Origin of the sequence: Neisseria sp. HMSC03D10 (assembly GCF_001807625.1) — a bacterium.
GTDB lineage: Bacteria > Pseudomonadota > Gammaproteobacteria > Burkholderiales > Neisseriaceae > Neisseria > Neisseria mucosa.
The window spans coordinates 1-1,834 of the sequence record NZ_KV789500.1; the positions used below are offsets into that span (position 1 = coordinate 1).

1 protein-coding gene is annotated in these 1,834 nt (G+C 56.1%); it reads right to left on the reverse strand.

The features are described 5' to 3' along the window. Positions 1–299: 299 nt before the first annotated feature. Entirely contained in the window at positions 300–1,598 is a 1,299-nt protein-coding gene (locus HMPREF3066_RS02125) for a M16 family metallopeptidase (RefSeq protein ID WP_070440152.1), read from the reverse strand. Positions 1,599–1,834 lie beyond the last annotated feature (236 nt).

Sequence of the window (1,834 nt, forward strand, 5' to 3'; positions counted from 1 at the left end):
CCTGTCGCGTACAGAACCCAGCTTGCACAGAGTGCCTGAATAGGCTTTTATCGGGTATCCAAGATTTTGGGATAGTTCAGCGGGAATCCGACCCCTTCGTTTGAGGGAATGTTTAGAAATCACCATTATTTCAACCTTCTGGACTCCCGACTGCGCGGGTAAATGCCGGCATGGGGACTTGTCGTTTGAATCCGCTATAACAAGCGTTTGGAAGAAGAAAGCCGTTTCGAGCATAAAAAACGTCGTCTGAAACCTAAAACCGGTTTTCAGACGACGTTTGCGTTTATTCAGCCTGAACTTTACTGCGCACCGACCACGACGATATTCAGGTCTTCGGGGCGGACGCGTTTTTGCCAGGCGGCTTTGACGTCGGCGGCGGTCAGTTTGGCGACGGCTTTGGGGTAGGCTTCAAGGTAGTCGTCGGGCAGGTTATAGACGCCGATGAGGTTCAGGTAACCGAGCAGTTTGGCGTTGGAATCGAAACGCAGGGGGAAGCTGCCCGTGATGTTGGCTTTTGCCTGAGCCATTTCTTCTTCGGTCGGACCTTCGGCGATGAACTGCCTGATGACTTCCTGTGCGGCGGCAAGCGAGGCGCGGGCGGCGGGTTTGCGCGAAGAATAAGCGATGGTGAACATGCCTGCCTGACGTTCCGGAGTAAGGTTGCTGTACACGCCGTAGGTGTCGCCCCTCTGATTGCGCAAAACTTCCATCAGGCGGCTGTCGAATCCGCCGCCGCCGAGGACGTAGTTGCCGGCAACAAGTGCGTAGTAGTCGGGGTCGTTGCGGGTAATCAGCGGCATTCCGAGCATGATTTGTGCCTGTTCGCCGGCAAAGGGGATGTCGCGGCGTTGTGCAGGATGTTTTTTGACGGGCGGAACGTCGGCCGATGCGGCAGCACGGTCGGGCAGGCCGGACAATGCGTCTTGCACGAGGCGGTCGGCACCTTTGCGGTCTATATCGCCGACGATGGCGACGACGGCATTGTTTTTGCCGTAGCGGGTGCGGTAAAACGCGCGGATGTCGTCAAGCGTGATGCTGTTTATGCTTTGTACAGTGGTGTATGCGCCTTTTCCGTAAGGGTGGTCGGGATAGGAGAGGCGCGCCAATGTTCGGGCGGCGGTGAAGTCGGGTTTGGTTTCCTGTTGTTGCAGGAAGGTGGCGGCTTGCGTTTGGTTGCGGCGGAACACAGCTTCGTCGAAACGCGGGCGGGTCAACGCGCCGTTGAATAGGGAAACGGCTTTTTTGAGTGTGTCCGGACGGCTCAGGCTGCGCAGGGTGGCGGTGGCGGTTTCGTTGTCCGTACCGCTGCCGATTTCAACTGCCAATCCGTTGGTTTGGGCGTTGAAGGTTTCTTCGTCCATTTCTTTTGTGCCGCTGGTCAACAGGGCGGCGGTGAAAGCGGCGGTTTCGCTTTTGCCGTCGGGATCGGACGCGTTGCCTGCACCTCGGAAGCTGACTGCCATGTCGATAATCGGGTTTTCATGCCGCTCGGCCAAGAGCACCTGCACTCCTTGCGGGGTGGTCCAGCGTTGGATGTTGACCGCTGCCTGTACGGACAGGGGCAGGATAAGGGCGAGGAAGGCAGGAGCGTATTTCATTGTTTTTCCTTTCGGACGGTATTCTTCAGGGGCAGTATAGTGCAAGTACGCGGAATGAAACACCCTTTGACGGGAAGGTTACGGCGGTTTGATTGTTTGGCCGCCGAAAATTAAGGGTCGTCTGAAACCTGATTTTCGGTTTCAGACGACCCTTCCATCCTGCGGTCAGATTCGTAATTTATAGTGGATTAACTTTAAACCAGTACAGCGTTGCCTCGCCTTAGCTCAAAGAGAAC